The 25440-nt window shown below is 70.6% G+C and carries 25 protein-coding genes; 10 read left to right on the top strand and 15 right to left on the bottom strand.

Features of this window, described 5'->3' with window-relative positions; translation table 11 throughout:
* Positions 1–23: 23 nt before the first annotated feature.
* Both ACIA8E_RS18645 and ACIA8E_RS18640 read right to left on the bottom strand, forming a co-directional pair.
* Positions 24–809: a glucose 1-dehydrogenase gene (locus ACIA8E_RS18645; RefSeq protein WP_327125491.1), complete on the bottom strand. Its 786-nt coding sequence runs from the start codon at positions 807–809 to the stop codon at positions 24–26.
* Positions 810–820: 11 nt separating this feature from the next.
* Positions 821–1768 (bottom strand): LLM class F420-dependent oxidoreductase, encoded by a 948-nt coding sequence (locus ACIA8E_RS18640; protein WP_399299253.1) that lies wholly within the window; start codon positions 1766–1768, stop codon positions 821–823.
* 285 nt (positions 1769–2053) lie between these two features.
* Between ACIA8E_RS18640 and ACIA8E_RS18635 the strand changes: the two genes are divergently transcribed.
* Positions 2054–2491, top strand: coding sequence for a VOC family protein (locus tag ACIA8E_RS18635; protein WP_399299251.1), 438 nt, complete (start codon positions 2054–2056; stop codon positions 2489–2491).
* A gap of 11 nt (positions 2492–2502) precedes the next feature.
* Here the strand turns inward: ACIA8E_RS18635 and ACIA8E_RS18630 are convergent, their stop codons facing one another.
* The 3 genes from ACIA8E_RS18630 to ACIA8E_RS18620 form a co-directional block, all read right to left on the bottom strand.
* A complete protein-coding gene (locus tag ACIA8E_RS18630; protein ID WP_399299249.1) occupies positions 2503–3264 on the bottom strand; it encodes a class I SAM-dependent methyltransferase in 762 nt (253 codons plus the stop codon).
* A gap of 339 nt (positions 3265–3603) precedes the next feature.
* Positions 3604–5526, bottom strand: a complete 1923-nt coding sequence (locus ACIA8E_RS18625; RefSeq protein ID WP_399299248.1) for an AMP-dependent synthetase/ligase — start codon at positions 5524–5526, stop codon at positions 3604–3606.
* 115 nt (positions 5527–5641) lie between these two features.
* Complete coding sequence (locus ACIA8E_RS18620) at positions 5642–6910, bottom strand: acetyl-CoA C-acetyltransferase (protein ID WP_399299246.1); 1269 nt, start codon at positions 6908–6910, stop codon at positions 5642–5644.
* Between the two features lie 86 nt (positions 6911–6996).
* On the opposite strand from ACIA8E_RS18620, the gene ACIA8E_RS18615 reads away from it, so the two are divergent.
* Entirely contained in the window at positions 6997–8325 is a 1329-nt protein-coding gene (locus ACIA8E_RS18615; RefSeq protein WP_399299244.1) for a 3-oxoacyl-ACP reductase, read from the top strand.
* Positions 8326–8330: 5 nt separating this feature from the next.
* Positions 8331–9203 carry a MaoC family dehydratase gene (locus ACIA8E_RS18610; protein WP_399299242.1) on the top strand — a complete coding sequence of 291 codons (873 nt, stop codon included), beginning with the start codon at positions 8331–8333 and terminating at the stop codon, positions 9201–9203.
* A 238-nt stretch (positions 9204–9441) separates the two neighbouring features.
* Here the strand turns inward: ACIA8E_RS18610 and ACIA8E_RS18605 are convergent, their stop codons facing one another.
* The 6 genes from ACIA8E_RS18605 to ACIA8E_RS18580 all read right to left on the bottom strand — a co-directional run bounded on the left by ACIA8E_RS18605 (position 9442) and on the right by ACIA8E_RS18580 (position 14877).
* Positions 9442–10077: a TetR/AcrR family transcriptional regulator gene (locus tag ACIA8E_RS18605; protein ID WP_328629798.1), complete on the bottom strand. Its 636-nt coding sequence runs from the start codon at positions 10075–10077 to the stop codon at positions 9442–9444.
* A gap of 244 nt (positions 10078–10321) precedes the next feature.
* Positions 10322–11671 carry a dicarboxylate/amino acid:cation symporter gene (locus ACIA8E_RS18600; protein ID WP_399299240.1) on the bottom strand — a complete coding sequence of 450 codons (1350 nt, stop codon included), beginning with the start codon at positions 11669–11671 and terminating at the stop codon, positions 10322–10324.
* 435 nt (positions 11672–12106) lie between these two features.
* Entirely contained in the window at positions 12107–12403 is a 297-nt protein-coding gene (locus ACIA8E_RS18595) for a DUF4229 domain-containing protein (protein WP_399299238.1), read from the bottom strand.
* A gap of 88 nt (positions 12404–12491) precedes the next feature.
* A complete protein-coding gene (locus ACIA8E_RS18590; RefSeq protein WP_399299236.1) occupies positions 12492–13016 on the bottom strand; it encodes a GNAT family N-acetyltransferase in 525 nt (174 codons plus the stop codon).
* Positions 13017–13154: 138 nt separating this feature from the next.
* Positions 13155–14318: an aminofutalosine synthase MqnE gene (gene mqnE, locus ACIA8E_RS18585; protein WP_399299234.1), complete on the bottom strand. Its 1164-nt coding sequence runs from the start codon at positions 14316–14318 to the stop codon at positions 13155–13157.
* Between the two features lie 103 nt (positions 14319–14421).
* The gene (locus tag ACIA8E_RS18580; RefSeq protein WP_030928011.1) at positions 14422–14877 is read right to left on the bottom strand and encodes an Lrp/AsnC family transcriptional regulator; all 456 of its coding nucleotides are present in this window, start codon (positions 14875–14877) and stop codon (positions 14422–14424) included.
* Between the two features lie 132 nt (positions 14878–15009).
* Between ACIA8E_RS18580 and ACIA8E_RS18575 the strand changes: the two genes are divergently transcribed.
* Positions 15010–15144: a hypothetical protein gene (locus ACIA8E_RS18575; protein WP_399299232.1), complete on the top strand. Its 135-nt coding sequence runs from the start codon at positions 15010–15012 to the stop codon at positions 15142–15144.
* Positions 15145–15167: 23 nt separating this feature from the next.
* On the opposite strand, the gene ACIA8E_RS18570 is transcribed toward ACIA8E_RS18575, so the two are convergent.
* The gene (locus ACIA8E_RS18570) at positions 15168–15830 is read right to left on the bottom strand and encodes a UbiX family flavin prenyltransferase (protein ID WP_399299700.1); all 663 of its coding nucleotides are present in this window, start codon (positions 15828–15830) and stop codon (positions 15168–15170) included.
* A gap of 147 nt (positions 15831–15977) precedes the next feature.
* On the opposite strand from ACIA8E_RS18570, the gene ACIA8E_RS18565 reads away from it, so the two are divergent.
* Positions 15978–16586, top strand: a complete 609-nt coding sequence (locus tag ACIA8E_RS18565) for a rhomboid family intramembrane serine protease (RefSeq protein ID WP_399299230.1) — start codon at positions 15978–15980, stop codon at positions 16584–16586.
* Here the strand turns inward: ACIA8E_RS18565 and mqnP are convergent.
* The gene (gene mqnP, locus ACIA8E_RS18560) at positions 16576–17493 is read right to left on the bottom strand and encodes a menaquinone biosynthesis prenyltransferase MqnP (protein WP_399299228.1); all 918 of its coding nucleotides are present in this window, start codon (positions 17491–17493) and stop codon (positions 16576–16578) included. The two genes, ACIA8E_RS18565 and mqnP, sit on opposite strands and share 11 nt — an antisense overlap.
* Entirely contained in the window at positions 17490–18947 is a 1458-nt protein-coding gene (locus ACIA8E_RS18555) for a menaquinone biosynthesis decarboxylase (protein WP_399299227.1), read from the bottom strand. Before ACIA8E_RS18555 ends, mqnP begins: the two co-directional genes overlap by 4 nt.
* An 89-nt stretch (positions 18948–19036) precedes the next feature.
* On the opposite strand from ACIA8E_RS18555, the gene ACIA8E_RS18550 reads away from it, so the two are divergent.
* The 5 genes from ACIA8E_RS18550 to ACIA8E_RS18530 all read left to right on the top strand — a co-directional run bounded on the left by ACIA8E_RS18550 (position 19037) and on the right by ACIA8E_RS18530 (position 24854).
* Positions 19037–19441: a PLD nuclease N-terminal domain-containing protein gene (locus ACIA8E_RS18550; protein WP_389494350.1), complete on the top strand. Its 405-nt coding sequence runs from the start codon at positions 19037–19039 to the stop codon at positions 19439–19441.
* A 149-nt stretch (positions 19442–19590) separates the two neighbouring features.
* On the top strand, positions 19591–20070 hold the full coding sequence (locus ACIA8E_RS18545) for a nucleoside deaminase (RefSeq protein ID WP_399299226.1): 480 nt from the start codon (positions 19591–19593) through the stop codon (positions 20068–20070).
* Complete coding sequence (locus ACIA8E_RS18540; RefSeq protein WP_399299224.1) at positions 20063–21028, top strand: isopenicillin N synthase family dioxygenase; 966 nt, start codon at positions 20063–20065, stop codon at positions 21026–21028. The genes ACIA8E_RS18545 and ACIA8E_RS18540 overlap by 8 nt, the downstream gene beginning before the upstream one ends.
* Before the next feature lie 129 nt (positions 21029–21157).
* Complete coding sequence (locus ACIA8E_RS18535; RefSeq protein ID WP_399299222.1) at positions 21158–23296, top strand: hypothetical protein; 2139 nt, start codon at positions 21158–21160, stop codon at positions 23294–23296.
* Entirely contained in the window at positions 23289–24854 is a 1566-nt protein-coding gene (locus ACIA8E_RS18530) for an ABC transporter substrate-binding protein (protein WP_399299220.1), read from the top strand. Before ACIA8E_RS18535 ends, ACIA8E_RS18530 begins: the two co-directional genes overlap by 8 nt.
* A gap of 21 nt (positions 24855–24875) precedes the next feature.
* Here ACIA8E_RS18530 and ACIA8E_RS18525 read toward each other — a convergent pair whose 3' ends face one another.
* The gene (locus ACIA8E_RS18525) at positions 24876–25415 is read right to left on the bottom strand and encodes an SRPBCC domain-containing protein (RefSeq protein WP_399299218.1); all 540 of its coding nucleotides are present in this window, start codon (positions 25413–25415) and stop codon (positions 24876–24878) included.
* Between the last annotated feature and the right edge of the window lie 25 nt (positions 25416–25440).

Here is a 25440-nt window from a genome sequence, read left to right as displayed (position 1 = left end):
CGCCTCGTCAGCTATTGACGCCCTCAGAAAAGGCTGACGCCCGCCAGCCACCCGCCGTCGATGACGAACGGCTGCCCGGTGATGTACGAGGAGTCGTCCGAGGTCAGGAAGAGTGCGAGGGCCGCCACCTCCTCGGGCTGCCCGATCCGCCCGAGCGGCACGAGCTTCTTGTAGAGCCCGGCCACCGCCTCCCGCGACTCCTCCGGGTCCGCGGCCGGGTCCAGCGCGGCCGGGTTGGTCATCGCGGTGTCCACGGCCCCGGGGCAGACGGCATTGACCCGTATCCCCTTCGCCGCGAGCTCGACCGCCGCGACCCTGGTCAGCCCCAGCACGGCGTGCTTGGTCGCCGCGTACGCCCCCACGAAGGCCATCCCGGTGAGACCTGTGTACGAGGCCGTGTTGACGATGGTCCCGCCGCCCGCCGCCTCTATCTCGGGCGCGACGTTCTTGATCCCCAGGAAGGCGCCGACCTGATTGACCTGCACGACCTGCTGAAACTCCTCCAGAGGCGTGGACACCAGCTCGTTGAACCGCAGGATCCCGGCATTGTTGACCAGACCGTCGATCCTCCCGAAGGCGTCCTTGGCGGCGGCCACAGCGCGCTGCCACTCCTCCTCCCGGCTCACATCGAGATGCACGAACCGGGCGACCCCCTCCCCCAGCTCCTTCGCCAGGGCCTCCCCCTGGTCGTCGAGCACATCGGCGATCACCACCCGCGCGCCCTCGGCGACGAAGAGCCGCGCCTCCTGCTCGCCCTGCCCACGCGCCGCGCCACTGATGAGGACGGTGCGCCCATCCAGCTTGCCCATGTCCCTACTCCTTACTGCTGGTCGAGGTATGGAGCGACATCGGCGGCGAACGCCGCCATCTGATCGGTCAGTTCGCTACGGCTGCGGCTGCGGAACCGCACCTGGATCTGGTGCACGCCCATCGCCCCGTACGCACGCAACGACTCGGCGATGGCCTCCGGTTTCCCGCTGAGCGTGCGCCGCCCCACGGACCACGCCGGCTCCCCCACGTACAGCGGCTCGGTGATGGCACCGACGACCAGCGGCTCCTCGATACCGGCCTCCTCCCGCAACGCCCGCACTCGGGCGATCTGCTGCGGCAGCCGGTCCCTGGGATCCCCCTGCGGCAGCCACCCGTCCCCGCGCAGCGCGGCCCGGCGCACGGCGGCGGGCGAGGAACCGCCCACCCAGACGGGCACCCGCTCCTGCGCGGGCCGCGGCCGCTGCCCCAGCCCGCTGAACGAGAACCGTTCCCCGGCGAACTCCGGGTACTCCTCCGGTCCGAGCGCGGCCTTCAGCGCGTCGATGGTCTCGTCGAGCACGCCGCCGCGCCCGTCGAAGTCCGCCCCGAGCGCCTCGAACTCCTCCCGCACATGCCCGGCCCCGACTCCGAGGATCAACCGGCCGCCGGACAGGTGGTCGAGGGTGGCGTACTGCTTGGCGGTGGCGAGCGGGTGGCGCAGCCCGACGACGGCGACATGACTCATCAGCAGAACGCGTTCGGTGATCCCCGCGAGGAAGGCGAGGGTGGCCACCGGGTCATACCAGACGGTGCTCATGACCTCGGCGAGCCGCCGAGGAATCGCGACATGGTCGCAGCTCGCCAGATAGGCGAAGCCGGCGCGGTCGGCGGTGCGGGCGATCTCGGCGAGATCACCGGGCCCGGCCGAGGCCTCCCACGCTTCCGTATAGATGGTGCTCTGCGACTGGACCGGGAGCTGCATCCCGTACGACAGCCGCCCGGCGGGCAGTATCGGCACCGGGTCGCCTCCCTTCCTCCGTGTCCGCCCCGACCGGATCTGACGTACCGTCATTTTCGAGGCGGGTGCCATCGTCGTACCTGACGGTGCATCAGACAAGAGGGAGGGGAGCACGGCGGATCCGTCGCCCCGGGCAGTCGCCGGACAGCCGGACAGCCGTGACGGCGGTTGAAGCCGACACCGCCCTCGGCCGATCGAGATCAGGTCCGTGGTGGGGCCGATGCCGCACGGGTGTCAGAGGCGCGCGATACGGTCCCCGTCATCACCCCGGACCGAGGAGGAACCATGTCGACCAGGTGGACCGTGACGCTCGACTGCGCGCACCCGACCAGGCTGGCGGAGTTCTGGGCGCTCGCTCTCGGCTACGTGCCGAAGCCTCCGCCCGCCGGTTTCGGGAGCTGGGAGGAGTGGTTCGCCCACCATGGCATCCCGGAGGAGGAGTGGGACGACGGCGCGTACCTGTGCGATCCCGACGGGGTGGCGCCGACGCTGTCCTTCCTCAAGGTGCCGGAGCCGAAGGTGGCGAAGAACCGCGTGCACCTGGACGTACAGGCCGGCGGCGGCCGCGGGACGCCGTGGGAGGTGCGGTGGCCGCGCGTGACCGACGCGGTCACGCGCCTGACCGCCGCCGGCGCGACCGTGGTGCGCGAGCACGAGATGGACGGCCGGCCCGATCACGTGGAGATGACCGACCCGGAGGGCAACGAGTTCTGCGTGCTCTGACTCCGGCTCCGTCACTCCGTGGGTGATCCGCCGGGCGGCGTCTGCGCGTCGCGGCGGAACAGGGCCGTCCACAGGAACGGCTCGCCGAAGTACGGGGACTCGGGCGGCTCGTCGTGCATGCGGCGCAGTTCGACCTCCGTCAGGTCGGAGAAGATCCGGCGCAGGGACTCCGGCGTGTAGGCGAGCCCGCCGTGGAGACCGGACCGCCGGTAGAACTCCGCGTCGGGGAGTTCGGAGCCCATCCCTCCGGCTGCGAAGCAGGTGAGGGCGAGGTGGCCGCCGGGGGCGAGGGCGCGGTCCAGCAGAGCGAGGTAGCTGACGCGGCGGTGCGGCGGCAGGTGGTGGAAGCAGCCGGAGTCGTGGATCAGGTCGTACGGGCCGCCCGACTCGGCCTCGGTGAGGGCGAAGGCGTCACCGCAGCGGAACCGGATGTCGGCCCCTGCCTCACGGGCGCGCTCCTCGGCCCAGGAGATGGCGGCCGGGGAGAGGTCGACGGCGTCCACCTGGAAACCCAGGGAGGCGAGATGGAGAGCGTTACGGCCCGGACCGCACCCGAGGTCGAGCGCCCGGCCCGGCGTGATCAAGGATCGGTCGAGGTACGAGACCAGGTTCTCGTCCGGCTTCGCCACGAAGAACGGCACCGGCTTCGAGCGGTCGGCGTAGAAGCCGTCCCACCAGCCGGCCCCGTCCGCCGTCCAGCGATCGGCCTCCGGCGCGAACAGGCCGTCCATCAGCTTCAGGACGTCGTCGACCGTGCGTATGTTCCGATCCATCGGATCCCCTTTCACGATGGGGCCACGGTAGGGCTGCCCTCCACAAAAGCCCAGCTCAGGTGGCATGTGGAAAGGCCGCGAAGGGGCGTCCGGGCGGGCCGCCCGGAGACGGCGAGGGCCTCACCCGCGACCGCCCCGCACGGTCGCCCACGCCCCTGCCGAAGGCCGTCACGGTGGCATTCCCGGGCACGCTCACGCAGGTTTCCCGACGAATTTCCGCGGCCCCGACGCCTGGTCGGGCTCGGCACCCCGCCGGGCCCTCGCCGCCGCTCCACCTCGTCCCGACCCGGCCTGCCCGGCCCCCCTCCCTGCCCGGTCCACCGCGCCGGGATCGTCCGCCTACCTCCGGTACAGCGCCTCGATCTCCGCCTCGAAGTCCCGCAGGATCGCATCCCGTTTCAGTTTCAGCGACGGCGTCAGATGTCCGCCCTCCTCCGTGAAGTCCACCGGCAGCACGACGAATTTGCGGATCGACTCGGCGCGCGAGACCAGGCGGTTGGCCTCGTCGACCGCGCGCTGGAACGCGCCGCGCAACTCCTCGTCCGCCACCAGGTCCCGGATCGGCACGTCCTGCTTCTTTCGCATCTGGCGCCAGTGCAGGAGCCCGTCCGGCTCCAGGGTGATCAGGGCGGTGATGAACGGGCGGTTGTCGCCGACCACCATGCACTGGCCGACCAGTGGGTGAGCGCGCAGCCAGTCCTCCAGCGGCGCCGGGGCGACGTTCTTGCCGCCCGTCGTCATGATGATTTCCTTCTTGCGGCCGGTGATGGTGAGGTAGCCGTCCTCGTCGAGGGCGCCCAGGTCGCCGGTGGCGAACCAGCCGCCGTTCAGTGCGGGGACGGGCGCGCCGCGTTCGGTGTCCCAGTAGCCGCGGAACAACTGGCCGCCACTGAGCAGCACCTCGCCGTCCTCCGCGATCCGCACGGCGGTGCCCGGCAGCGGCCAGCCGACCGTGCCGAGGCGCGGCTTGAGCGGCGGGGTGACGGTGGCGGCGGCCGTGGTCTCCGTCAGCCCGTATCCCTCGAAGATCTCGATGCCCGCGCCCGCGTAGAAGGCCGCGAGCCGGCGGCCCAGCGGGGAGCCGCCGCAGATCGCGTACCGGACGTGTCCGCCGAGGGCCGCCCTGATGCGGCGGTAGACCAGCGGGTCGTACAGGGCCCGGGCGGCCCGCAGGCCCCAGCCCGGTCCGGGACCGGTGCCGTGTTCGGCGGCCTCGACGGCCTGTCCGTACCGCTGGGCGATCCTCGCCGCGCGGTCGAAGGACGAGGCGCGGCCCATCTTCTCGGCGGTCGCCCGGCCGGTGTTGTAGACCTTCTCCAGTACGTACGGGATGGCCAGCAGGAACGAGGGCCGGAAGCCCGCCAGGTCGGCAAGGAGGTCCTCGGTCCGGATGGACGGGGCGTGGCCGAGCCGGACCCGGGCGCGCAGACAGCCGACCGCGACCATCCGCCCGAAGACGTGCGACAGCGGCAGGAAGAGAAGGGTCGAGGCCGGTTCCTTGCTGACCGATTTGAAGACGGGGTGGAGGAGTTCGATGGCGTTGTCGACCTCGGCGAAAAAGTTGCCGTGGGTCAGGACGCAGCCCTTGGGGCGTCCGGTGGTGCCCGAGGTGTAGATGAGGGTGGCGGGTGTCTCCGGTTCCAGGGCGGCCCGGCGGGCGGCGACCGCGTCGTCGGGGACGTCCCTGCCTAGCGCCTTCAGCCGGCCGAGTGCGCCGGTGTCGAACTGCCACAGGTGGGCGAGATCGCCGAGCTGTTTGCGTTCCTGGCTGATCAGCCGGCCTTCGTCCGCCGTCTCCACGGCGCAGGCGACGGCGCCCGAGTCCTGGAGGATCCAGCGGGCCTGGAAGGCGGAGGACGTTGGGTAGATGGGGACGGTGACGAGTCCGGCGGCCCAGCCCGCGAAGTCGAGCAGCGTCCATTCGTACGTCGTACGGGCCATGATCGCGATCCGGTCGCCGGCCCGCAGGCCCTCCGCGATCAGGCCCTTGGCGACGGCGAGCACCTCGCCGGCGAACTGTTGGGCCGTCACGTCCTGCCAGCTGCCGTCCGGCTGCTTGCGGCTGATGACGGCGTCGCCCGGGGCCTCGCGGGCGTTGTCGAAGGGGATCTCGGCGAGCGATCCGTGCCGGACGGGCGGCGCGATCGGCGGTACGGAGACCTGCCGTACCGATCCGTCCGCCGCCCTGACCTTCGTCGGCTCGACCAGGGCGGGTACGGCAGGCGTCGCGGCAGGTGCGGCGGCAGGGGCTGGCGTGGACACGAGCGGCTCCTCAACAGGGGGAAGGGCGGTTCGGCCGGTCCGACCGGCGGCCGTTTCGTCCTCGGCCGCCGCTCGGGCTTGAAGTTGTCCTCGATCGCTGAAAGGGGCTTGGGAATCAGGGGCGTTCCAGGATCGCGGTGACTCCCTGGCCGCCCGCGGCGCAGATCGAGATCAGCCCACGGCCCGGAGCTTCCCGCTCAGCGAGCAGTTTGGCGAGGGTGGCGACGATCCGCGCCCCGGTCGCGGCGAACGGATGCCCGGTGGCGAGCGACGATCCGGCCACATTGAGCCTGTCCCGGTCGACCGGGGCGAGCCCCTGCTTCTCCCAGGCGGCCAGGGTGGCGAGCACCTGGGAGGCGAAGGCCTCGTGGATCTCGAAGAGGTCGAAGTCCTCGATGGTGAGCCCGGCGCGCTCCAGCATCCGCGGTACGGCGTACGCGGGAGCCATCAGGAGCCCGTCATCGCCGCCCACGTGGTCGACGGCGGCGGTCTCGTACAGCGAGAGATACGCGAGCGGCCGCAGGCCGTGCGCCTCGGCCCACTCGTCGCTCGCCAGCAGCACGGTGGCGGCGCCGTCGGTGAGCGGGGTCGAGTTGCCCGCGGTCATCGTCGCGTCGGGATGGTCGGCGCCGAACACCGGCTCCAGGGTGGCGAGTTTCTCCACGGTGGAGCCGGGGCGGAGGTTCTGGTCGCGGGCCAGGCCGAGGTGGGGGACGACGAGGTCGTGCAGGAAGCCGCGTTCGTACGCGGCGTCGAGCCGCTGATGGCTGGTGGCGGCGAGGAGGTCCTGCTCGGCGCGGCCGATGTCCCACCGCCGGGCGGTGATCGCCGCATGTTCGCCCATCGGGAGTCCGGTGCGGGGTTCGGCGTTCCGCGGGATGTCGGGGACGAGATGCCGGGGCCGTATCCCCGTAAGTGCCTTGATCCGTCCGCCGGTCGACTTTGCCCGCCGGGCCGCCAGCAGCAGTCTGCGCAGCTGGTCGTTGACGCCGAGGGGTGCGTCGCTCGTGGTGTCCGTGCCGCCCGCGATCGCGGAGTCGACCGCGCCGAGCATGATCTTGTCGGCGGCGGCGATGACGGCCTGGAGGCCGGTGCCGCAGGCCTGCTGGATGTCGTACGCGGGGGTGCGCGGGTCGAGCGCCGAGCCGAGGACGGTCTCGCGGGCCAGGTTGAAGTCCCGGCTGTGCTTGAGGACGGCGCCTGCGACGAACTCGCCGACCTGCTGCCCCTGGAGCCCGAACCGCTCGACCAGACCGTTCAGTGCGGCGGTGAGCATCTCCTGGTTGGAGGAGTGTGCGTACGGGCCGTCGGAGCGTGCGAACGGGATACGGCTGCCGCCGATGACCGCGACCCGGCGCGGCTGCGGGAGAGCAAGGGGGATCATCTCGACCAACTCATCTCGACCTGCTCCTGACTCTTGAGTAACCTTACTCCGCAGTAAAATCTACGACCGCGCAGGGAGTCTGGACAATGGCCGACCGCTATCTGCACTTCACCGGCACAGCACCCGGCCGATTTCTGACCCGGAAGCTCGGCCTGCCGCAGCCGGCGCGGCTGCGTCGCTGGTCGCTGGAGACGCAGTCACTGGACGGCCCGCTGCTGCACCTCACTGCCGGGGACTCCGCCGTTGCGCAGGAGCTGGGTGCGGTTCTCGCCGCCACCGGCCTCACGGTGGTCCGGAGCGCCGAACCGGCAGCCCGCCCTGCCGGAATCGTGTTGGACGCGACGGCAGTTGCCACCGTCGCCGGGCTCGGCGACGTGCACGCGGCGCTGCACCCTGTCGTACGGTCGCTGACGCCGGGCGGCCGGATCGTGATCGTCGGGGTGCGGCCGTCGGCCGAGGACCATCATCAGGCGGCCGCCCAGCAGGCTCTTGAAGGGTTCGTGCGATCGCTCGGCAAGGAGATCGGCAGGGGCGCCACGGTCCAGCTGCTCCGGATCGAACCGGATGCAGCCGCCTCGGCGGAGTCCACCCTCAGGTTCCTGCTCTCCCCCCGGTCCGCGTACGTCAGCGGCCAGGTCGTCGAACTCACCGGCGCCGCGCCCGATCCGGCCGCCGACCCGGCCGCACCACTCGCCGGACGCACCGCGCTGGTCACCGGCGCGGCTCGCGGCATCGGCGCCTCGGTCGCATCGGTCCTGGCGCGGGACGGAGCGCAGGTCATCTGCCTCGACATCCCGCAGTCCCGGGACGAGCTGGCGCGTACCGCCGACCGGCTCGGTGCGTCGGCGCTGCCGCTCGACATCACCGCGGACGACGCCGCCGAGCGGATCGCCGCCGCAGTCCCCGGCGGCCTGGACATTCTCGTCCACAACGCGGGCATCACCCGCGACCGGCGGCTCGCCAACATGCCCGCCGACCGCTGGACCCAGGTCGTCGAGGTCAACCTCGACAGCGTGCTGCGCACCACGGATGCGCTGCTCGAGGCGGGCACCATCAACCGGGGCGGGCGGATCGTCGCCACCGCGTCCATCGCCGGTATCGCGGGCAACACCGGTCAGACGAACTACGCGGCCAGCAAGGCGGGCATCATCGGCCTGGTCCGCTCCCTGGCCCCGCGCGCCGCCGCCGACCACGGCGTCACGGTCAATGCGGTCGCCCCCGGATTCATCGAGACCAAGATGACCGCCGCCGTCCCCCTCTTCATCCGGGAGGCGGGCCGCCGGATGAACTCCCTTGCACAGGGCGGTCTTCCGGTCGATGTCGCGGAGACGACCGCATGGTTCGCCCAGCCCGCTTCGGCGGCCGTGAACGGCCAGATCGTGCGGGTCTGCGGCCAGAGCCTGCTCGGGGCGTGATGTCGATGTCGACCACTGCCACTTCCCGGGGTCTGACGGCATCACTGGTACGTGGCGCCGTCACGTCCCCGTTCAAGCGGGCGGGCCGGCCCGGCGCCGCGCTGCCGGCCGACCGCCTGGTCGTCCGGGACGTACGGATCGCACCCGGCCCTCTCGCCTCGTACAGCAGGATCTGCGGCTTCGCCGAGTCGGGCACACTGCCGCTGACGTATCCGCATGTGCTGGGCTTCCCGCTCGCGATGCGGCTGATGACCGGACGGAGCTTCCCGCTTCCCGTCGTCGGGCTGGTCCACACCTGGATCGAGATCACCCGGCACCGGGCGTCACACCCAACGGAAGTGCTCGAACTCACCGTGTACGCGGATGCGTTGGCGCCCCATCGGCGAGGCACCGAGGTGACGATGGTGACCGAGGCGCGGTCGGGCGGCGAGCTGGTGTGGGAGTCCCGCAGCGGCTACCTTTCCCGCCACTCGGCACGCGGGGCCTCGCCCGCTGCCGAGGCCGGGCCCCCCGCCCTCCCCGCCGTCGAACTCCCCGCCGCCGCCGAGTGGCGGTTGCCCGGCGATCTGGGTCGTCGTTACGGCGCCGCGTCGGGTGACCGGAACCCGATCCACCTGTATCCGCTCACCGCCCGGCTGTTCGGCTTCCCGAGGGCCATCGCACACGGCATGTGGACGGTCGCCCGCTGTCTGGCCGAGTCCGCCGAACCGGGCAGGATCAGTTACGTCCGGGCCGACTTCAGGGCTCCCGTCCTGCTCCCGGCGACCGTGACGTACGCGGTGGACGGCTCAGGCACCGCCTTCCAGCTCCGCAACGGCGGCGGCCGCGTCCACCTCACCGGGTCGACGGCACGGGACGGTGCGCAGCCGCAGTCCTGACCGGCCGGCCGGCCGCTACGGTCTTTCGTTCGGATCGGGTTGGACCAGGGAGCGGCCCGCCGCGGAGCGGCTGATGTCACCGTGGTGCGTGCAGCTGCAAGGCGGAGGAGGGAGTCCACGCGGAGCGAATGGGGCCTCCCCTGCGCGAGCGAAGCCGAGAGCTCGGGGAAGACCGACGACAACGCGGCAGATGCGCGTGCCGGACCCTGCGAGCCCAGCATGATCCAGACGAGAGGCCCTAGGTCCGAGCGGCTGCCTGGGCCCGCGGCGCCCACGGGCGGCCGTGCATGAGGTTCTCCAGGCCCGCCCACGAGAAGTTCATCAGCGTGGCCGCGGCTTCCTTCGCCGAGACGCCCGGGGTGTCGTTCGCCCAGCCGGCGAGCGACTCCGCGGCCCCCACGAGCGCCTGCGCCAGGCCCGACACATCGCGGTCCGGGAGCGCCGGATCGTGGTGCGCCTCGCGCGCAGCGGCGCCGATCAGACCCGTCACGAACGCAACGATCTCGTCCCGCATCACCATGACCTCGGTGGCGAACGGCTCCCCGTGCGTACGTGCCTGCCGGTGCAACACCGCCCAGCCGTCCGGGTTCTCCGCGGTGTGCGTGAAGAATGCCCGTAGCCCGGCCCACAGTTGCCGGTCCGCCGGCAGCCCCGGCTCCACCCCCGACCGCACCGCTGCGACCAGCGCCTTTGCCTCACGCTGGATACAGGAGGTGAAGAGCTCCTCCTTGGAATTCAGGTACAGATAGACCAACGGCTTGGACACGCCGGCCAGCTCCGCGATCTCGTCCATCGAGGCGGCCCGGTAGCCACGCTGCCCGAAAGTCTGCACCGCGGCGTCCATCATCTGCTGCTCACGCACGGCACGCGGCATCCGTTTGCTCTTCACAGCACCCACGTCCGACTTCCTCCCACCCCACTGCGCCACTCCTCGGCAAGAGTACGGCGCAGACCCCTCGGGCGGCGGACGGAGAAGCCTTCCCGAGCCGTCCGGTGGCCGGTTTCACCCCCACCGAAGGTCATGTCTTCCCGCGCTCCGGCTCCCCCTTCCGTACGCGTACAACGGCGAGCGCCCCCGGTCCTCGAAGGACCGGGGGCGCTCGCCGGAGGTGTGCCCGTTACGCGGCGACCGGGACGCCCACCGGCTCCGCGTCGCGCACCTCGTCGTCGACCGGGGAGGACGAGGCCGAGTTGTACGCGTCGAGGTCGAGGATCTTCTCGCGTGCCGAGACGATCACCGGGACCAGCGCCTGGCCGGCCACGTTGGTGGCCGTACGCATCATGTCCAGGATCGGGTCGATGGCCATCAGCAGGCCCACGCCCTCCAGCGGCAGCCCCAGCGTGGACAGCGTGAGGGTCAGCATGACGGTCGCACCGGTGAGACCGGCGGTGGCCGCCGAGCCGATCACCGAGACGAACGCGATCAGGATGTAGTCACCGACACCCAGCTGGACGTCGAAGATCTGCGCGATGAAGATCGCCGCCAGCGCCGGGTAGATCGCGGCGCAGCCGTCCATCTTCGTCGTCGCCCCGAACGGGACGGAGAACGAGGCGTACTCCTTCGGGACGCCGAGACGCTCGGTGACCTTCTGGGTGACCGGCATCGTGCCGACCGAGGAGCGGGAGACGAAGGCCAGCTGGATCGCGGGCCAGGCGCCCTTGAAGAACTGGAGCGGGTTGACCTTGGCGACCGTGGCGAGCAGCAGCGGGTAGACGCCGAACAGCACCAGGGCGCAGCCCACGTAGACGTCGACGGTGAACGTCGCGTACTTGCCGAGCAGGTCCCAGCCGTAGTCGGCGATCGCGTAGCCGATGAGGCCCACGGTGCCGAGCGGGGCGAGACGGATGACCCACCACAGGGCCTTCTGGAGGAGCTCCAGGATCGACTCGCTGAGGGTGAGGATCGGCTGGGCCTTCTCGCCGAGCTGGAGCGCGGCGATACCGGCGACGGCGGCCATGAAGACGATCTGCAGGACGTTCAGCTCGGTGAACGGGGTGATCACGTTCTCCGGGATGATGCCCGTCAGGAAGTCGAGCCAGGAGCCCGCGCCCTCCGGCAGCTTGCCGTCCTTCGGGGTCAGGCCGGTGCCGGCGCCCGGGTTGGTGATCAGGCCGATCGCCAGGCCGATGGCGACGGCGATCAGCGAGGTGATCATGAACCAGAGCAGGGTGCGGGTGGCCAGCCGGGCGGCGTTGTTGACCTTGCGCAGGTTGGTGATCGACACCAGGATCGCGAAGAAGACGAGGGGCGCGACGGCCAGCTTCAGCAGCTGGACGAAGATGTGGCCGACCTTGTCGAGCGTGGTGTACAACCAGCCGATGTCGTAGCTGCGGGCGAGCCAGCCGAGCAGCACGCCGAGGACCAGACCGGCGACGATCTGGGCCCAGAACGGGACCTTGGGTATACGGAAACCGGAGCCGGACTGCCGGCGGGTGCCGGCGGTGGCGGACGCGGGATTCGCGGACACGGACACACTCCAGATGTGACGCATCGGGGCGCACGGGGACGGCGCGGGGGGACGGGGGTGCGGCGCCCGCGTCAGGGGCGGCGCCGCTGCATGATGCCGGTTCAGACGTTGCGGCAACAGACCGCGGACATACAGCGGCAGAGATCGACATGCAGGCGCCCCACGAGCTCAAGGCCGGCTCGATGGCGGGGGCGCACAGCTGTCTTCATGTCGAACACGTTAACACTTGAACTTTGAGAACCTCAAAGGTGTTCTTTGGGGAGCCTTGGCAAAAATGCATCTCGCACCACGCGACGGGACGCAAAAACCCCAGCGCAGGAGCGCGTGCTCCGGCACTGGGGCGTCGAACGAACAGTGCGCACGTGTGAGGAACCTTACGTAACCCTCACCCCGACATCACGCGGGCTTCACGCGGTACCGCGGCGCAGCACGGCGCTACGGGGCGACGCCGTCCTCCTGGCCCTGGTTCGCCGCAAGCCGGGCCTTGGCGCGGTCGATCTTGGGGGCGATCTGCGCGGACATCTCGTCGCGCTGCTTGCGCAGCAGGATGTAGCTGAGCGGTGCGGAGAGCAGCAGGGCGAGCATGACGACCCACATGACGTTGGATCCGCCGAGCCCGGAGGGCAGCACACCGTAGGCGACAGCCACGGCGACGACGGCGAGACAGCCGACGAAGATGCTGAGGCGCATCAGCGTGTACCGGATCGTTGCGCTCGGCTTGGCAGCGGACACGGCTGGCCTTCTCTCTACGTACGACAACCCTGCCCGACCAGTGAAGCATGCCCCGAATTCGATCACTTCGGCGGGCGGGCCAGGCGAGTCACCCCAGCGGGAGCAGCATGATGATGTCGTCGCGGTCGTCCCCGTCGGCGACCCGGATCGCGCCGGGCACCCGGCCGACCTCCTTGTATCCGCACGTCGCATAGAAGCGGTCGGCCCCGGTGCCGCCCCGGCAGGTGAGCCGGATGGCCTCTATCCCGTCGGCCCCGCGGGCGGCCTCCGCCGCGGCGGTCATCAGCTCGCGGCCGTAGCCCTTGCCCTGGTGGCCGGGATGGACCATCACCGTGTAGAGCCAGAGCCAGTGGGACATCAGCCGGTGGGTGTTGCGGACGAGGAAGGCCGTGGCGGCGACGGCGCCCTTCTCGTCGTACCCGACCAGCAGCCGGGTACGGCCCTCGGCCATCGAGGCGAGGTGCTTGACCAGCTCGGGCCGGATGTCCTCGGTGGTGACGGGTGGCACGAAGCCGACGGCACCACCCGCGTTGGAGACATCGGCCCAGAGTGCGCAGATGCCGTCCCGCAGAGTGCTGTCGAACTTGGGATCCACCTCGAATGTAAGCGCCATAGCGGCAGATTAGCCATTACAACATGGTTACCTCAAGCGCCGTCCACAACGCGAGAAAGCCCCGGCCGGGGACGGCGGCCGGGGCTTTCGTACAGAGAGCTCTGCGCCGGCAGTTCGACGGCGGAGCGAACCGCCGCGTCAGACCCGCATCGGCTGCGGCGACTCACGGCGCTCCGCGTCCGGCCCCGGGTACTCGCGGATGATCTCGTAGCGGGTGTTCCGCTCGACGGGGCGGAAGCCCGCGTCCCGGATCAGGTCCAGCAGATCGTCGCGGCCGAGCTTGTTCGGCGTGCCGTAGTTGTCCGCGTCGTGCGTGATCTTGTACTCGACGACCGAACCGTCCATGTCGTCCGCGCCGTGCTGGAGCGCGAGCTGGGCGGTCTGTACCCCGTGCATCACCCAGAAGACCTTGACGTGCGGGACGTTGTCGAACAGGAGACGCGAGACGGCGAAGGTCTTCAGAGCCTCGGCGCCGGTCGCCATCGTCGTCCGCGCCTGCAGCTTGTTGCGGACCTTGCCGTCCTTCATGTCGACGAAGTCGTGCTGGTAGCGCAGCGGGATGAAGACCTGGAAGCCACCGGTCTCGTCCTGCAGTTCACGCAGCCGCAGCACATGGTCGACGCGGTGACGCGGCTCCTCGATGTGCCCGTACAGCATCGTCGCCGGGGTCTTCAGACCCTTCTCGTGCGCGAGGCGGTGGATGCGCGACCAGTCTTCCCAGTGGGTGTTGTGGTCCACGATGTGCCGGCGGACCTCCCAGTCGAAGATCTCCGCGCCGCCGCCGGTCAGTGACTCCAGGCCGGCTTCGATCAGCTCGTCGAGGATCTCCGAGGCGGAGAGCCCGGAGATGGTCTCGAAGTGGTGGATCTCGGTGGCGGTGAACGCCTTGAGGGAGACCTGCGGAAGGGCTTCCTTCAGCGCGCTGAGGGAGCGCGGGTAGTAGCGCCACGGCAGCGTGGGGTGGAGCCCGTTGACGATGTGCAGCTCGGTGAGGCTCTCGCCCTCCATCGCCTTCGCGAGACGGACGGCCTCCTCGATGCGCATGGTGTACGCGTCCTTCTCGCCCGGCTTGCGCTGGAACGAGCAGTAGGCACACGACGCGGTGCACACGTTCGTCATGTTGAGGTGCCGGTTGACGTTGAAGTGCACGACGTCGCCGTTCTTGCGCGTCCGCACCTCGTGGGCGAGGCCGCCGAGCCAGGCCAGATCGTCCGACGCGTAGAGGGCGATGCCGTCCTCACGGGTCAGGCGCTCCCCTGCGCGGACCTTCTCCTCCAGCTCGCGCTTGAGCCCGACGTCCATGCGGCTGCCTCCCAGATGTCTCTGACGTGCTGTGCGGTACGTGCGCTCCCCCGGAAACCCCCGGTGGAACCCCCGGTCACCCGGGGGCTCCACCACGTTACGCCTACGACTCCTCGGGAAGTTCCCCGACCCGGTTCTCCCACTTGGTGGAGAGCACGATCGTGGTGCGGGTGCGGGAGACGCCCTTCGTACCGCTGAGCCGGCGAATGGTCTTCTCCAGACCGTCGACGTCACCGACGCGCACCTTGAGCATGTACGAGTCGTCGCCCGCGATGAACCAGCAGTCCTCGATCTCCGCGAGGTCCTTGAGCCGGCGTGCGACGTCCTCGTGGTCAGCGGCGTCGGAGAGCGAGATACCGATCAGGGCCGTGACCCCGAGACCGAGCGAGGCGGCGTCGACGGTGGCGCGGTAGCCGGTGATGACACCGGCGGTTTCCAGCCGGTTGATGCGGTCGGTGACGCTGGGCCCGGAGAGCCCGACGAGCCGCCCGAGCTCGGCGTACGAGGCCCTGCCGTTCTCCCTGAGGGCCTGGATGAGCTGCCTGTCCACCGCGTCCATATGACTGAAACCTTCCATTGTTCAGCAGTACCGCGAGTTTACGTATAGAATCTAAGGCATACAGGGTTCACGCCCTGCAGATCTTTCAGATTTTCAAAGAAGTTCTTTCGAATCCTCAGGAGTGAAGACACCGTGTACACGATCGAGATGGCCTACGCCCGGATGCGCGAGCTGCAGGACCTGGCCAACCGCTCGCGTGCCCACCAGCCCGCCGCCGCGCGCGAGATCGACAAGACCCGCATCCAGCGCGCCCCGAAGAAGCGCTGACCCCCGGCCCCACCGGGCCGGCCTCAGTCACGGGAGCCACCGAGCTCCCCCTCCCACCGGCGGTACAGCTGATGCGGCACCCCCGCCGCATCGAGCACCCGCCCCGCGACGAAGTCCACCAGATCCTGGATGTGCGTCGCGCCCGCATAGAACGCCGGAGAGGCGGGCAGCACCACGGCACCCGCCTCGTCCAGGGCCACCAGATGCTTCAGTGTCTGACCGTTCAGCGGAGTCTCGCGCACCGCGACGACCAGCTTCCGCCGCTCCTTGAGCGTCACGCTCGCGGCCCGCTGCAGCAGATCCTTCGAAAGCCCGAGCGCCACCCCGGCCACACAGGCCGTCGAGGCCGGCACGATCAGCATCCCCTTCGCCGGGTACGAGCCCGAGGACGGCCCGGCCGCGAGATCACCGGCCGCCCAGTGGCGCACCCGGTCGACCTCCACATCGAAGGTGTGCGGCTTCCCGTCCGCCCCGCGCGCCAGCCAGCTCCGCAGGTCCTCCTGCCAGTGCGCGTCGCGGAAGGCGATCCCGGTCTCGTCCAGCAGCGTCAGCCGCGAGGCCCGGCTCACCACCAGATCGACGCTCTCCCCCGCGGCCAGCAGACCGCGCAGCACGGCGGCGGCGAATGGTGTGCCCGAAGCACCGGAAACCCCGACAATCCAAGGCTGCCGCTGCTGCTGACTCACTGAAGTCCCGGATTCCACACACCCGAGCCTATCCGGCGCACGGCCTGCGGAACCGAGCGAGGGGTTCCGGGCGTTCCGACAGATGAAGGACAGGCCGGGGACAGAGCCGAGGACGGCTGTGAACAGGCCATGGACAGGGGGGCGGCCATGACCGGTACCCGTACAGGCACCTCCGCACGGGCAGTGACGGCCGGCGCGCTGATGCTGGGCTGGATCGCACTGCTGTGGGTGCTCGAATCCATCGACATGGCGACCGGCCAGGCGCTCGACACCTACGGCATCACCCCGCGCGAGCCGGGCGAGCTGCTCGACATCGTGCCCGCCGCGTTCCTGCACAGCGGGTGGGAGCATGTCGCCTCCAACACCCTCCCGCTACTGGTCCTCGGCTTCATCGCCGCCCTCGGCGGGATACGCCGGTTCGCCGCCGTCGCCCTCACCGTGATCATGGTCAGCGGCCTCGGCGTCTGGCTGACCGCGCCGCCGCACACGGTCACGCTCGGCGCGTCCGGCGTCGTCTTCGGCCTCTTCGGCTATCTGCTGGTCCGCGGCTTCGTCGACCGCAGACCGCTCGACATAGTGGTGGGCGTCGTGATCGCCGTGGTCTACGGCTCGCTGCTGTGGGGCGTGCTGCCGACCGACTCCGGGATCAGCTGGCAGGGGCATCTGTCCGGGCTGATCGGAGGGGTGGGTGCGGCGTTCGCGTTCCGCCGCCCGCGCCGCGCCGCCCGTCCTGTGCCCCCTGCGTTCACGGTGTGAGGCCGCGCACCAGCAGATCCAGCAGGGCGCATGCGAACAGCGCGATCCCGATGAACCCGTTGACGGAGAAGAACGCCCGGTTCAGCCGGGACAGGTCGTGCGGCCGCACCACGCGGTGCTCGTACACGAACGCCACGGCGACGATCACCATGCCGATCCAGTAGAAGAGCTCCGCGCCCGTCGCGAGCCCGAACCAGACCAGCAGCCCGGTCGTCACCACGTGGCAGACCCGGGCACCCCAGAGCGCCGCCGGGATACCGAAGCGGGCCGGGACCGAGAACACGCCGTGCGCGCGGTCCGCCTGGACGTCCTGGCAGCCGAAGATCAGGTCGAAGCCACCGATCCAGACACCGACCGCGAGGCCGAGGATCACCGCGTCCCACGACCAGCTGCCGGTGACCGCGAGCCAGGCACCGATGGGCCCCATGGCCTGCGCGATACCCAGGATGGCGTGCGGGTAGTGGGTGAACCGCTTGCCGTACGGGTAGACGACCATCGGTACGACGGCGATCGGCGCGAGCGCCAGACAGAGCGGGTTCAGCAGGGCGGCGGCCCCGAGGAAGACGACCACGGCGACGAGCGCACCCGTCCATGCCGACCTCACGGTGACGGCACCGGTGACCAGCTCGCGGTTGGCGGTACGCGGGTTCCGCGCGTCGATCTCGCGGTCGATGATCCGGTTCGCGGCCATCGCGAACGTGCGCAGCCCGACCATCGCGACGGTGATGAGCAGCAGCCGCCCCCAGTGGATGTTCTCGTCGAGCTGGAACATCGCGCTCAGCGCGGCGATGTAGGCGAAGGGCAGCGCGAAGACCGAGTGCTCGATCATCACGAGCCGCAAGAACGCCTTGACCCTGCCGGTCGGTTGCGCGGGCCCGGGGCCCAGCGCCGCTTCGGCCGCACTCACAGCCCGTACTCCTTCCACCGGCGGTCGACCTTCGCCGCCGTCTCCGGGTCGGACTCGACCATGTTCGGCCAGCCCCCGTCCCGGGTGTAGCCCTCCTCGGGCCACTTCTTCGTCGCGTCGATGCCGGCCTTGCCTCCCCAGAACTGCTGGTAGGAGGCGTGGTCGAGATGGTCGACCGGGCCTTCGGCGACAGTGAGGTCCCGGGCGTAGTCGGTGTTGCCGAGCGCCCGCCAGGAGACCTCGTGCAGATCGTGGACGTCGCAGTCGGAGTCCACGACGACGATCAGTTTGGTCAGCGACATCATGTGCGCGCCCCAGATGGCACTCATCACCTTCTGGGCGTGCTTCGGGTACTTCTTGTCGATCGAGACGATCGCACAGTTGTGGAAGCCGCCGGACTCGGGCAGGTGGTAGTCCACGATGTCCGGCACGATGATCTTCAGGAGCGGCAGGAAGAACCGCTCGGTGGCCCGCCCCAGCGGGCCGTCCTCGGTCGGCGGCCGGCCCACCACGATCGACTGGAGCAGCGGACGCTTCCGCATGGTCACGCAGTCGATGGTGAGCGCGGGGAAGGGCTCCTGCGGCGTGTAGAACCCGGTGTGGTCGCCGAACGGCCCCTCGGGAAGCATCTTCCCGGGTTCCAGCCACCCCTCGATGACGACCTCCGCGTGCGCCGGGACCTGCAGCGGCACGGTCTTGCAGTCGACCATCTCGATCCGCTTGCCCTGGATGAACCCGGCGAAGAGGTACTCGTCGATGTCCCCGGGCAGCGGGGCCGTGGAGGCGTACGTCACCGCGGGCGGCGCCCCGAACGCGATCGCTACGGGCAGTCGCTCGCCGCGCTTGGCGGCGACCTGGTAGTGGTTGCGGCTGTCCTTGTGGATCTGCCAGTGCATCCCGATGGTGCGCCGGTCGTGGCGCTGGAGCCGGTAGAGCCCCAGGTTCCGTACGCCGGTCTCCGGGTGCTTGGTGTGGGTGAGCCCCAGGTTGAAGAAGGAGCCGCCGTCCTCGGGCCAGGTGAAGAGCGCAGGCAGCTGATCCAGGTCCACGTCGTCCCCGGTGAGGACGACCTCCTGCACGGGGGCGTTGTCCGACTTCACCTTCTTCGGCGGTACGTGCACCATCGAGCCGAGCTTCCCGAACGCCTCGCGCACCCCGACGAAGCCGTGCGGAAGTTCCGGCTTGAGAAGGCCGCCGATCTTGTCGCTGATGTCGGTGTACGACTTCAGCCCCAGCGCCTTCAGCAGCCGCCGGTCGGTCCCGAACACGTTCATGGCCAGGGGCATCGACGAGCCCTTGACGTTCTCGAAGAGCAGCGCGGGCCCGCCCGCCTTGTTCACCCGGTCGACGATCTCGCCGACCTCCAGATAGGGGTCGACCTCGGCCTTGATGCGCTTGAGCTCGCCCTCGCGCTCCAGCGCCCGGAGGAGGGAACGAAGATCGTCGTAAGCCATGCGGACAAGTATCGGCCACGGGCTACCCTGGCCCCGTCACCGGGGGCGGGACAGCGCCCCGCCATCTCTTCGCGGGGGGACCCTTCACCATGTTCCGGGCCTTGATCTATCTCCTGCCTCTGGCACTGACGATCTACGCGTTCATCGACTGCCTGAACACCCCGGAGGACGAGGCCAAGCATCTTCCGAAGATCGCCTGGGTCTTCATCATTCTGCTGTTCTGGATCGTGGGCCCGCTCGTGTGGCTGGGCGCGGGCAAGATGCGCCACGCGCCCGCCGGGGGCCGTACGCCGTCGGAATGGCACCGCAACCACCGACATGAGTGGGTGGCCCCGGACGACAACCCGGAATTCCTGAAGGCGCTGAAAGAGGAGAGCAAGAAGGACGAGTCGCTCCTCAAGGACTGGGAGGCGGATCTGCGCCGCCGCGAGGAGGAGCTCAAGCGCCGCGAGAGCGGAGCCGGGCCGGAGGAGTCCGCTCCGCCCGCCTCGTGACCGCACGCAGGTTCACGGATGCTGCAGCTGTCGGTTCGCGTTCCGGCGCCGGGCCCGCTCGGAGATCAGGCCCGTCCGGCGATTGAGGACGACGGGTGACCGGTGACCGCACGTTGCCCCGGTGTTCCGCGACCGGGAGAGTGAACGGCATGAGGGACAGGGACGACGCCGGGGGCACCGGCCAAGACGTCGACAGGGAGCGCCTCGGGACCGCCGTCGCGGAGGCCCGCGCCGGACTGGCCGAGGGCGGCATCCCGATCGGCGCCGCGCTGTACGGGGCGGACGGCTCACTCCTCGGCCGCGGGCACAACCGCCGCGTCCAGGACGGCGACCCGTCCATGCACGCCGAGACCGCGGCCTTCCGTGCTGCCGGGCGGCAGCGCTCGTACCGTGGAACGACGATGGTGACCACCCTTTCGCCGTGCTGGTACTGCAGCGGTCTGGTCCGCCAGTTCGGGATCTCCCGGGTGGTCATCGGCGAGGCGGCCACCTTCCACGGCGGGCACGACTGGCTGGCCCGGCACGGCGTCGAGGTCGTGCTCCTCGACGACGCCGAGTGCACCGCCATGATGCGCGCCTTCATCCAGGACCACCCGGATGTATGGAACGAGGACATCGGCGATGAGTGAGCCCGGGATTCCCACCATCGATCTGCGACCGTGGCTCTCCGGCGACGCCGGGGCCCGCCGCGAGACCGCCGCGACTGTCGACACGGCGCTGCGGGCGGCAGGCTTCCTGCTGGTCACCGGGCACGGCGTGGACCCCGCGCTGCGGACCGCGATCCGCGACGCCGCACGGGGGTTCTTCCGGCTGCCCGCCGCGGCGAAGAAGCCGTACGCCGTCAAGGTCGGCGGCCGTGGCTGGCTCGGCCCCGGCGCCGAGGCCAACGGCTGTGCGGAAGGTACGCGGACGCCCCCGGACCTCAAGGAGTCGCTCTCCTTCGCCGCCGAGGACCCCACCGGCGACCCGGAGATCGACGCCGAGTGGTTCCTGCCCAACACCTGGCCCCGTGAGGCACCCGGGCTGAGGGCCCTGGTGACGGAGTACCTCGCGCAGATGCGGACGCTCTCCGACCGGCTGCTGGAGCTGCTCGGTGCGGCGCTCGGCGAGCCCGAGGACTTCTTCACCCGGCACACCACCCACCCCACCTGGGGTTTCAACATCAACTGGTATCCGGGCACCGAGGTGGTCGGGGAGCCGGAGCCGGGTCAGTTCCGGATCGGCCCGCACACCGACTTCGGTACCGTCACGGTCCTCGACCGGCAGACCGGCAAGGGCGGGCTGCAGGTCTTCACGGACGACAACGGCTGGGAGGACGCGCCGTACGACCCCGAGGCCTTCACCATCAACATCGGTGACCTGATGGCACGCTGGACGGGCGACCGCTGGCGCTCGGGCCGGCACCGGGTGCTGCCGCCGCCCTCCGACGCCCCCGCCGAGGAGCTGATGTCGCTCGTCTATTTCTACGAGTGCGACCCGCGCACCACGGTCGAGTCGGTACCCGCGCCGACCGGCCGGGTCACCCACGAGCCGGTGGACTCCCACACGTATCTGCGCGCGAAACTGGACGCTATCTCGGTCGGCTGACGAGGGCCCGCGACCTGCCGGCGGCACCGCCCGTATCGTTCGAAAATCTTCACCCACCTCCAACACACCGTCGATATCCTGCTGTTGACGGTGCGACAGTTCATACATGGTGTCGGCACGGGGGGTGCTGTGGACAGAGAGCTGTACGGGCGCGAGGCGATCTTCGGCAACGACGGACTTGCGGCGCGTCTGACAGGTCTCACCCCAACCGGCTCCGCCAGGGCCGCCTACGAGCACCGCGACGATCCGCCCGTCGTCGTGCTGACCGGCGGGCGCGGCATGGGCAAGACCGCGGTGCTCAAGCAGCTGCGTCACGTGTACCGGGAGATCACCCCGGTCGCCCTGATCGACTGCGAGGCGGTCGTCCCGCCCGAGGACCCCGGGCCCGGCCGGACTCCGGTCACCGGCGCGCTGCCGGAGCTCGCAGCGCAGTTGACGGTGCGGGTGCATGGTGCGCGGCCGGTGCAGTTCCCGCGGCTGAGTCTCGGGCTGGTGGCGGTCGCCTCGATCTCCTGGAGCCGGGAGGACGAGACCCGGGCGCAGCGGGATCTTCAGTCGCTCGGTCCGGTGCTGGCCACGGTCGACACCAAGGGGGACGCGGCGACCGGCTGGGTCGCGAAGGTGCTGACGAAGCTGGCGGCGAGCGCGTTCGACTCGATGGTTCCGCTGGCGGGGCTGGTCGCGGAGGCGACCGTGGAGACGGTGCTGGAAGAGACGTTCAGCCGGCTCCAGCGGCGGTCGGCGGACTGGTACGGGAGCTATCCGCAGGCGGGCGGCAACGGCCGGATCGGGCTGCGGCAGCTGGCCGTGGACTTCGAGCGCGGCGGTGATCTGCGCCGCCGGGCCGAGGACCATCTGGTGCTGGCGCTGGTCGAGGACCTGGTCCGGGCCTACCGGGGTATGGCGCGCGGCGCCCGCCGGGGCCGTCCGGTGCTGCTGCTCGACAATGCGCACACGGCGCTGGGGCGGCTGCTGGTCGAGCCGCTGCTGCGGCAGCGCGGCGCCGGGGGCCGCGATCAGATCGCCGTGTTCGCCTCGTCACGGGCCCGTGACCACGAGGGGCTGAGCCATGCGGTGCGGCGCCGGCTGCCCGAGGTGGCGCACGGCTCGCACTGGGCCAGGTCCACGGAGGTGACGTCCGGGATCCTCGCGGTGGACCTCACCCCGCTGAGCGCCACGCAGGTGCAGGCGGCGTTCGACCGGTTCGATCCGGCGGGCCGCACCCCGGCCGGACTGGCCCGCGGTGTGCACCGGCTGACGGGCGGGCGCCCGCTCGGGGTGGCGCTGCTCGCGCAGGCGGCGGGCGAGGCGGCGGAACCGGCGGCACTGGTGCCCGGGGCACTGTTCGACCGCACGGTGGAACTGCGGGAGGACCGGCCGCCGGTGCGGGTGGCGGACGAGCTGTTGAAGCAGCTGCTGCCGGGGCAGCGTCCGGACGTCCTGAGTGTGCTGGCCGCCGCGCACGGCGAGGAGTCCGCCCGGCTGCTGGCGAGGACGCGGCTGCGCGGGGTCCCGCTGGACGGCGATGTGGCGCTGCTCGTACGGGATGTGCTGCGGTCGGAGGACTGGCAGGTCGGTCCCGACTACTTCGTCGCCGATCCGCTGCTGCGGTCGCTGCTGCTGCACCGGCTGCGGTTCCAGGACGGTGACCACCCGCATTACGCGATGTGGCGTGCGGTGCACGAGTCGCTCCGCACTGCCTATGTGCCCGAGGGCAGCTTCCCGAGCGTCCCGCACCGCCTGCACCAGGAGCTGGTGCTGGGCGGTGCGGGGGCCTGTGTGACCCATCTGCGGGTGCAGTTCGCGCTCACCGACGTGATGCGCTGGCTGCGCGCGCTGCGGTTCATCGCCGCGGCGCCGTATCCGCGCGCGCCCGGCAGCTCCGGCCCCGATCCGCGGCGGGCGATCGCCCTGGGGCAGGAGTCGGCCGGTTCGTTGCCGGACGAGGAGACGGGGCTCGCGGGGCTCGACGAGCGGGCGACGGAGCTCCAGCTGCAGCTGCGCCGGCTGCTGCACGCCGTCTGGCTGCTCTCCGATCCGCTGGCGCTGCCGGACGACGAGGTGACCGAGAAGATGGCGTTCGAGCTGCGGCAGCTGTCCGGCAGGCATCCGACGGGCAACAGTGTGCTCTGGGACGCGGCGACGCACTGGCCGCAGGACATCAGGGCGTGGCGGCCGCTCGCCATGCCACCGGGGCCGCCGGCCCACCCGCCGGTCACCGCGCACGGACCAGGACGGACACAGGGGGACGGTGGCTCGTATGCGTAATCCGCTGCGTTATCGCGTCTGGTACACGGCCCGGCAGAGGATCGTCACGACGATCGTGGTGGGGGCGCTCGTGATCACCTCCGGGTGGTACGGCATCAGCCGGCTCACAGCCCCGGAGAACCGGCGGTGCGTGCCGGGCGTCGAGCGTCCGCAGGGCAGTGACGAGTGCATCGGTGTCTCCGGCTCCGGCTACGACTTCGGGATGTCCGAGCTGACCGATGTCGCCGCGGCGATCGGGCGGGAGAACGCCGGGCTGAAGCCGGGCCGGTACGTGTCCGTCGCCCTGCTGCTGCCGCTGACATCGATCGACGGCTCGATGAGCACGAAGATGCGGCGGGAACTGCAGGGCGCGTTCGCCGAGCAGTACCGGGCCAACCATCTGTCGAACGACCAGGTGCCGAAGATCCGTCTGCTCCTCGCCAACACCGGGAAGAACAACCTGCTCTGGCGCCCCACGGTGGACCGTCTCAAGACGATGACGGGCGCCCCGGACCGGCTGCGGGCCGTGTCGGGAGTGGCCACCAGCAGTACGCAGGTGAAGTCGGCGGTCAAGGAGCTGACCGCCGCGCGCATCGCGGTCGTCGGTTCGACGATCACCGCGGACGACATCGCCAACGGCCCGAAGGGCGACCCGTTCCCGGGGCTGGCCCGGGTCTCCCCCACCAACCGGGACGAGGCGCGCGCCCTCGCCCAGTTCGGCAAGGTGCGGGCCGACAAGGCGCTGCTGGTCCAGGACACCCGTACCGGGGACCACTACACGGACACGCTGAAGGCGGCGTTCGCCGCGCTGGTGAAGGGCACCCGGTACGAGCCGCAGCTGTTCACCTCGCCGAAGGATCCGACCGACGAGGGCACCACGGCCAACACGTTTCAGCAGATCACGCATCTGATCTGCGACTCGGGCGCGGAGACGGTGTTCTTCGCCGGGCGCCACACCCAGCTGCGGCAGTTCATCAACGCGCTCGGGGCCCGTGGCTGTCAGAACCGGGCGTTCACCGTACTCACCGGCGACGAGGGCTCGTACCTCGGCGGCGACAAGAAGCTCGACCGGAACACGCTGCGCCGGAAGGTGACGGTCCGCTACGCCTCGCTCGCGCACCCGGACGCCTGGGCGGCGGGAAAGGGCGGGGCGAAGGAGAAGACGGGCGGCTCCCCTGCGGACTACCAGGAGTTCCTGGATCTGCTGGAGGTTGTGGGGAAGAAGCCGGTGGGTCCGATCGGCCCGACCGGTCGCCAGGATCTGACCGACGGCCAGGTGATCATCGCGTACGACGCGATGGCGACGGCTGTGCACGGCATCCGGCAGGCGACCCCGGACGGCAAGCGCCTTCCGGAGCCCGCGGACGTGGGCGAGCAGTGGCCACGGGTGAAGGGGTCGTTGCGGGTGTCGGGGGCCGGCGGCTGGATCTGCCTGGACAACCACGGCAACCCGTACAACAAGGCGGTGCCGGTGGTGGAGCTGGCGCCGGAGGACGCCTCGCAGCGGTTCGTGGCGATCGCCTGGCCGGAAGGGAAGCCCCCGGCGCGGAACTGCCTGCCGCCGTCGTCCGCACCCTGACCGCCACCGCCGCCTGGACCGTCAGCCCGGGCCCCGGCCGCCGTCCGCCGCGTACCCGTCCCGCAGCTCCTGCCACCGCGTGAGCGTCCACGCGGACCAGTCGGCGGGACGCCCGTCCAGCGCCTCCACCAGGTACTCGAAGTGGTTGTGCCAGCCTGCCAGGCAGTCCAGCCGCAGAGCGTCGTCGCCGCGGAACTCATTGGTGAAGCGCAGCACCACATGGTCGCCGCGCGGCGGCTCCAGGTGGAATCGGATCCGGCCGTGCACCCCTTCGAGGGTGTATTCGGCCACCCGCTCGACGTCCCAGGCGGTGACGGTGCCGGAGGCGACCGTGGCGTTCCCGTCCTGGTCGGTGGCCCGCCAGCGCAGCGTGATCGCACCGCCGATGCGCGGTTCGAACGGTTCGGCGGCGGCGAGCCAGTCCCGCAGCCCCTCGGAACTGGCAACGGCTGCCCACACCCGTGACACGGAGTGGGGCAGCCGGAGCGTGAACCGCAGGATGCGGCGGTCGCCGTCGGTCTCCGCCGCACCACGTTCGATCACCGGGTGCGTGTCGCTCATGGTTCCAGCGTGGCCCGGTGAGGCG

The sequence above is a fragment of the Streptomyces sp. NPDC051664 genome (assembly GCF_044453545.1).
GTDB lineage: Bacteria > Actinomycetota > Actinomycetes > Streptomycetales > Streptomycetaceae > Streptomyces.
This window is presented reverse-complemented; position numbering and strand designations above follow the sequence as displayed.

Coding starts and splice junctions, on each gene's coding strand:
- ACIA8E_RS18615 (WP_399299244.1), top strand. CDS start 6,997: ATGGCCGACCGCTATCTGCACTTCACCGGCACAGCACCCGGCCGATTT.
- ACIA8E_RS18545 (WP_399299226.1), top strand. CDS start 19,591: ATGAGGGACAGGGACGACGCCGGGGGCACCGGCCAAGACGTCGACAGG.
- ACIA8E_RS18620 (WP_399299246.1), bottom strand. CDS start 6,910: ATGATCCCCCTTGCTCTCCCGCAGCCGCGCCGGGTCGCGGTCATCGGC.
- ACIA8E_RS18555 (WP_399299227.1), bottom strand. CDS start 18,947: ATGGCTTACGACGATCTTCGTTCCCTCCTCCGGGCGCTGGAGCGCGAG.
- ACIA8E_RS18630 (WP_399299249.1), bottom strand. CDS start 3,264: ATGGATCGGAACATACGCACGGTCGACGACGTCCTGAAGCTGATGGAC.
- ACIA8E_RS18635 (WP_399299251.1), top strand. CDS start 2,054: ATGTCGACCAGGTGGACCGTGACGCTCGACTGCGCGCACCCGACCAGG.
- ACIA8E_RS18540 (WP_399299224.1), top strand. CDS start 20,063: ATGAGTGAGCCCGGGATTCCCACCATCGATCTGCGACCGTGGCTCTCC.
- ACIA8E_RS18530 (WP_399299220.1), top strand. CDS start 23,289: ATGCGTAATCCGCTGCGTTATCGCGTCTGGTACACGGCCCGGCAGAGG.
- ACIA8E_RS18580 (WP_030928011.1), bottom strand. CDS start 14,877: ATGGACGCGGTGGACAGGCAGCTCATCCAGGCCCTCAGGGAGAACGGC.
- ACIA8E_RS18590 (WP_399299236.1), bottom strand. CDS start 13,016: ATGGCGCTTACATTCGAGGTGGATCCCAAGTTCGACAGCACTCTGCGG.
- ACIA8E_RS18610 (WP_399299242.1), top strand. CDS start 8,331: ATGTCGACCACTGCCACTTCCCGGGGTCTGACGGCATCACTGGTACGT.
- ACIA8E_RS18645 (WP_327125491.1), bottom strand. CDS start 809: ATGGGCAAGCTGGATGGGCGCACCGTCCTCATCAGTGGCGCGGCGCGT.
- ACIA8E_RS18605 (WP_328629798.1), bottom strand. CDS start 10,077: ATGCCGCGTGCCGTGCGTGAGCAGCAGATGATGGACGCCGCGGTGCAG.
- mqnE (WP_399299234.1), bottom strand. CDS start 14,318: ATGGACGTCGGGCTCAAGCGCGAGCTGGAGGAGAAGGTCCGCGCAGGG.
- ACIA8E_RS18550 (WP_389494350.1), top strand. CDS start 19,037: ATGTTCCGGGCCTTGATCTATCTCCTGCCTCTGGCACTGACGATCTAC.
- ACIA8E_RS18565 (WP_399299230.1), top strand. CDS start 15,978: ATGACCGGTACCCGTACAGGCACCTCCGCACGGGCAGTGACGGCCGGC.
- ACIA8E_RS18525 (WP_399299218.1), bottom strand. CDS start 25,415: ATGAGCGACACGCACCCGGTGATCGAACGTGGTGCGGCGGAGACCGAC.